Here is a 4,783-nt window from a genome sequence, read left to right as displayed (position 1 = left end):
GAGAATGCCAGGAACGATCAACTCGAGCGTAAATTCGAAACCCTGGTACGCACCATACGCAATGAAATCCGCAATGACGATGGGTTTAGAAAACCCACTGAGACTCTGGATCTGAAGCCCGGTAATGTGCAAACGGCTGTGGCTGCAACGGAATCCGAAGTGAAAGAAACTAATAAAGTGCCTGCCCGGAAAGACTTTCGGGAATTGCCCATACGAGCCAAAAACCGGTCCGATGTCGTTGGGGTTACCTCTGGCTATTATTTAATTGCAAATGTTTATAAGAACAAAAAGTATTTGAATGCTTTTATGGATTCACTAAAGCGGAAGGGTTTGAATGCGAAGCAATTTTATAACTCAGAGAACGGGTTGTATTATGTATATCTGGCCGGTTTTAATAATAAAGTAGCAGCTAAAAGTGCCTTTGTCTCTAACCTGGAGGGACAATACCGGGATGAAAAATGGATCATGGAGGTCTACAATCCGGTAGCTACTGCAGATGTCACCTACCAGGAGTGATCCGTTGCTGAGATCCTCCGAAATGTGTGACTTGCTCATCCGGGAATTTGCCCTGTAAGAGGAGAGCGGGCAGGGCGTTTTGCTCCTGTCTGTAACCTCGCCCAGAAGAACCATCTGTTTCAGGAGAAGCAGGTGGTTTTCTTCTTAACAACAGATAATCAAGACGTTAAATTAAACATCGATGAAATGCAAGACCTTTAAAAAACGGGGTATTTGATCGAAAAAAGAGGCATTTCTTAGGAGGAAAGGAGCAGATTATCTAATTTCATTTTCAAGAAATACGACCCAAATCGATCTCTTATGAAACGACACCTACACTTCAAAATGCGCAGCGCAGCCGCGGAGATTCCCGGCCGCCAGGTTGAATTTATTTCTGATCCCCCGGGTGGGAAAAGGCACCGTTGACAGTTTTGTCAATTCCTATCACACCGGTACTTACATTCCTTGATTTGCCTTACAGCAAACGATACTCAGTCGTCAGTAAAAAAACCTCTGTGGCGTCCAAAGATCGAAGTCTGTAAAAAACAAATGGTTTAAAGTACCCGGGCCTATTGTGAGAATACAACCCAAATAATTCAACCCAAATCTGATCTGCCATGAACATAACTACCAAACTCAAAGTTTTTGTGATCGACCCCAACCCGAGGTTTCATGAAACTTATACCTATTACTTCAGTACCTACCCGGAATATGATCTCCTGGGGATTTATCCGTGTATTGAAGATGCCTTAAAGGATTTTGACAGGGAACGCCCCGATTTTATCCTGTCAGAAACCATGCTCCCCGACATCTCAGGCGTTGATGGAATTTGTGAATTCCGGAAACGAAATACTGAGGTGCGGGTGATCATGGTAAGTGGGGAGAATGATTTTCAAATCATCAAGAAGGCGTTTAAAAACGGTGCCGTGGGGTATCTTACCAAACCGATTACCAAAAAGCGGTTGAAGGACGCTTTGAATTCGATTCGTTTTGAAGGCGCTGCCCTTAGCAACGAAGTGGCCAGAGAAATAATCCAGGCCTTTCGCAGGAAATCCTACAGTGGGTTTTCCGAACGCGAAAATCAAATTGTGGAGCTCTTAAGTCAGGGAGCCACTTATAAAACAATAGCCGAGGAGCTTTTTGTCTCTCCGAGCACCATTAATTTTCACATTCAGAATATCTATCTGAAACTGGATGTGAATTCAAAGTCTGAAGCCTTACAAAAGCTTCAGAACCTGGACTGTGCCTAAGTCCGCGGGTGGGAGGAAACTCCTGCCCAGGTTTCCCGATACGTCGGGGGGCCACCAATAGTTGCTTTGTGGGAATTGCTGCTATGTACCGGTAAACCAGGTCCGGAGATCCTCCGGGCCGGTTTCCGGTATTTTTGTTTAATGGAGTTTGTGTCAACACCATAAGTTTAGGCGGACTGAGCCTTAAATTTTTTACCCAAAACATAGTACATATTCAGCTTCCCCCGGTTTTTTACTTCCATATTCCCCCGAAACAAACAGTCAAAATCATTTTTAACCAGTTCAAAGGTGTTCTCGGCGATATTGATTTTCCCTTCCTCCGAAGCCGATTCCATACGCGAGGCGATATTAACCGTGTCCCCCCAGATGTCATAAGCGAATTTTTTGGTCCCTACCACCCCGGCGACCACCGCTCCGGAATTGATTCCGATACGGACATCGAACCGTACATGATCCTCAGAATCCACTTTCTTCGCGGCTTCCACAAACTCAAGGATTTCCAACGCGGCCTCAACAATTCGTTGGGCGTGATCATCAGAGGGATAAGGGAGTCCGGAAGCACACATATAAGCGTCTCCGACCGTTTTAATCTTTTCTAACCCATATTTGTCCATAATGGTATCGAAGTGGGAAAAGTAATAGTCGATACTCTCGACCAATTTCTCGGGATCCAGACTCTCTGCATGACTGGTAAAGCCTTTAAAGTCAGTAAAAAGGACAGAAACTTCATCGAAACGCTGGGCCCTTACGCGTCCTAATTTCTTGAGTTCCATGGCAGTCTGTTTAGGCAGAATATTTTGCAGGAGGTTATCTGATCTGTCCCGCTCTTCCGAGATGATCTGATTCGTATTTTTGATAAATCGATACCTCCTGTAGCTGCCAAAAGCAATAACAGTTAGTAAAAGGGCGGTGATACCTACAACCCAGATAGTGAGTTGCTGGCGTTTTTGCTGCACGGCCTGCAACTGCAGTTCACTCTCCTGCTTCTGTACCTGAAGCTCCGCCTTTTCCCGTTCCAGACGGGTCATATCCACCGTGGCCAGGTCCATGGAATCCTTGTACGCCATATGCAGGTTCAGATGTTCATAGGCCTCCTGGTAATTTCCTGTGATCGAATCCAGACGGGCCAGTATTTTGCTGGATTTGCTGATTTGTGGCTTGTCTCCGAGTTTCCGTCCAGTGTTCAGGCTTTTCAAAGCCACTTGATGGCCCTTTTGGTAGTCACCTGTTTGCAGGTACAATTCAGCCAGGGATTCCTGGTAAGCCGAAACATGGCCAAAATATTCTACCTCGGTCAGCAAATCAATGGCGCGAAGGAGATGCGCTTCTGCTTTCTGGTAATCACCCAGGCCTGCATAGGATCTTCCCATATTTCCGATGACCGAAAAGGATGCCGTTTTATCACCCGCTTTGTCAAATAGGCTTCCGGCCTCTCTGAGGCACTTTTGGGCCTTGGCCGGCTCCCTTACCGTTAGATATAAATCCCCGAGGTTGAAAAGAGCCACCGCCAATTGCCGAACACCCTGAATTCGATCTTGCACTTCCGGGTGTCTCAACAGGGCGATACTGTTCAGATAGCTTTGCTCAGAACGGTGATGTTCTCCTGCTTCGGCATAGGTATCCGCAAGGGCCACCATTGCTGCTCCCTCCTCAAGTTTTTCGCCGTTTTTCTTTGCGGCCTCCGCACTTAGGTAAAAGGTTTCAGCGGCCGCGTCCAAATCCCCCAACTCCAGGAGGATATATCCCTTTTGCAAATACGCATTCCCAAGCCAACCCAGACTATCCAACTTTGAGGATAAATGAATCATTTCCTCTGCGTAAGACAGGGCTAGAGGCATGTCATTACTTTCGTTAAAAGCCAGGCCATTGAGGACCTTTAACCGGCCAGCATCATTCAGGGTGTCGGAGGCATAAATAAGCTTTAGACTATCGGCAATACTCTGGGCCTGGGCATTTAAAGTGACCCATGTCAACAAGACCAGAATTACTGTGATTAGGGATTGCTTCATAGAAGTCATTGAATTCAGGAAAAGTCCCCCGTCAAGGGTTTAGCTTTTCAACTTCATTAAATACGCCGGGATTGTGCTGGAGGGCATCCTCTATGCGGTTTGAAACTGACTTTTTTTACCCAAAACGAAATACATATTGAGTTTCCCCCGGTTTTTAACTTCAATATTCCCGCGATACTCGCAGTCAAATTGATTTTTTACAATCTCATAGGTGTTCTCTGAAATATTGATTTTGCTCACGTCCGAGGCCGATTCCATACGCGAGGCAATATTGACCGTGTCTCCCCAGATATCGTAGGCGAATTTTTTAGTCCCCACAACCCCGGCGACCACAGGGCCCGAATTGATGCCGATTCGGATATCGAAGCGCACGTCTTCTTTTGAATCCTCTTTTTTCGCGGCCTCCACAAATTCAATAATTTCCAGGGCGGCTTCCAGGATTCGGAAGGCGTGATCTTCTGATGGGTAGGGGAGTCCGGAAGCACACATATACGCATCCCCGACAGTTTTTATTTTTTCAAGGCCGTATTTGTCCATAATGGTATCGAAGTGGGAAAAATAATAGTCGATACTCTTGACCAAATGCTCGGGATCCATACTTTCTGCATGGCTGGTGAACCCCTTGAAGTCAGTAAACAGGACGCTTACCTCATCAAAACGCTGGGCACGTACACGTCCCAGACTCTTGAGTTCCATTGCCGTCTGTTTGGGCAGGATGTTCTGAAGGAGGTTATCCGATCTGTCCCGCTCCTGAGAGATGATCTCATTGGTGTTTTTGATAAAGCGATACCTCCTGTAACTGCCAAAAGCGATAACAGTTAATAAAAGTGCCGTGATTCCCACAACCCAGATGGTGAGTTGCTGACGTTTTTGCTGCACCGCCTGTAACTGCAATTCACTCTCTTGCCGCTGTACCTGGAGTTCTGCTTTTTCCCGTTCCAGGCGGGTCATACCGACAGTCGCTACGTCCATAGAGTCTTTAAATGCCATATGAAGACTCAGGTGGGTATAGGCCTCTTCGTAGTCCCC

General features: G+C 46.5%; 4 protein-coding genes. 2 read left to right on the top strand and 2 right to left on the bottom strand.

Annotated features, from left to right (window positions below):
- Together WBV75_RS03985 and WBV75_RS03980 are read left to right on the top strand one after the other, a co-directional pair.
- Window positions 1–516 (top strand): SPOR domain-containing protein (locus tag WBV75_RS03985; protein ID WP_424119358.1); only part of this gene is annotated, 516 nt, incomplete at its 5' end.
- 596 nt (window positions 517–1,112) lie between these two features.
- Window positions 1,113–1,745, top strand: a complete 633-nt coding sequence (locus tag WBV75_RS03980) for a response regulator (protein WP_424119357.1) — start codon at window positions 1,113–1,115, stop codon at window positions 1,743–1,745.
- Between the two features lie 167 nt (window positions 1,746–1,912).
- Here the strand turns inward: WBV75_RS03980 and WBV75_RS03975 are convergent, their stop codons facing one another.
- Both WBV75_RS03975 and WBV75_RS03970 read right to left on the bottom strand, forming a co-directional pair.
- Window positions 1,913–3,754 (bottom strand): adenylate/guanylate cyclase domain-containing protein, encoded by a 1,842-nt coding sequence (locus WBV75_RS03975; protein ID WP_424119356.1) that lies wholly within the window; start codon window positions 3,752–3,754, stop codon window positions 1,913–1,915.
- 90 nt (window positions 3,755–3,844) lie between these two features.
- On the bottom strand, window positions 3,845–4,783 hold a 939-nt coding region (locus WBV75_RS03970; RefSeq protein ID WP_424119355.1), incomplete at its 5' end, for an adenylate/guanylate cyclase domain-containing protein.

Origin of the sequence: Robiginitalea sp., assembly GCF_049588695.1 — a bacterium.
Lineage (GTDB): Bacteria > Bacteroidota > Bacteroidia > Flavobacteriales > Flavobacteriaceae > Robiginitalea.
This window is presented reverse-complemented; position numbering and strand designations above follow the sequence as displayed.

Excerpts from the sequence above, each read along its gene's own strand:
- WBV75_RS03980 (WP_424119357.1), top strand. The coding sequence starts at position 1,113 with ATGAACATAACTACCAAACTCAAAGTTTTTGTGATCGACCCCAACCCG.
- WBV75_RS03975 (WP_424119356.1), bottom strand. The coding sequence starts at position 3,754 with ATGAAGCAATCCCTAATCACAGTAATTCTGGTCTTGTTGACATGGGTC.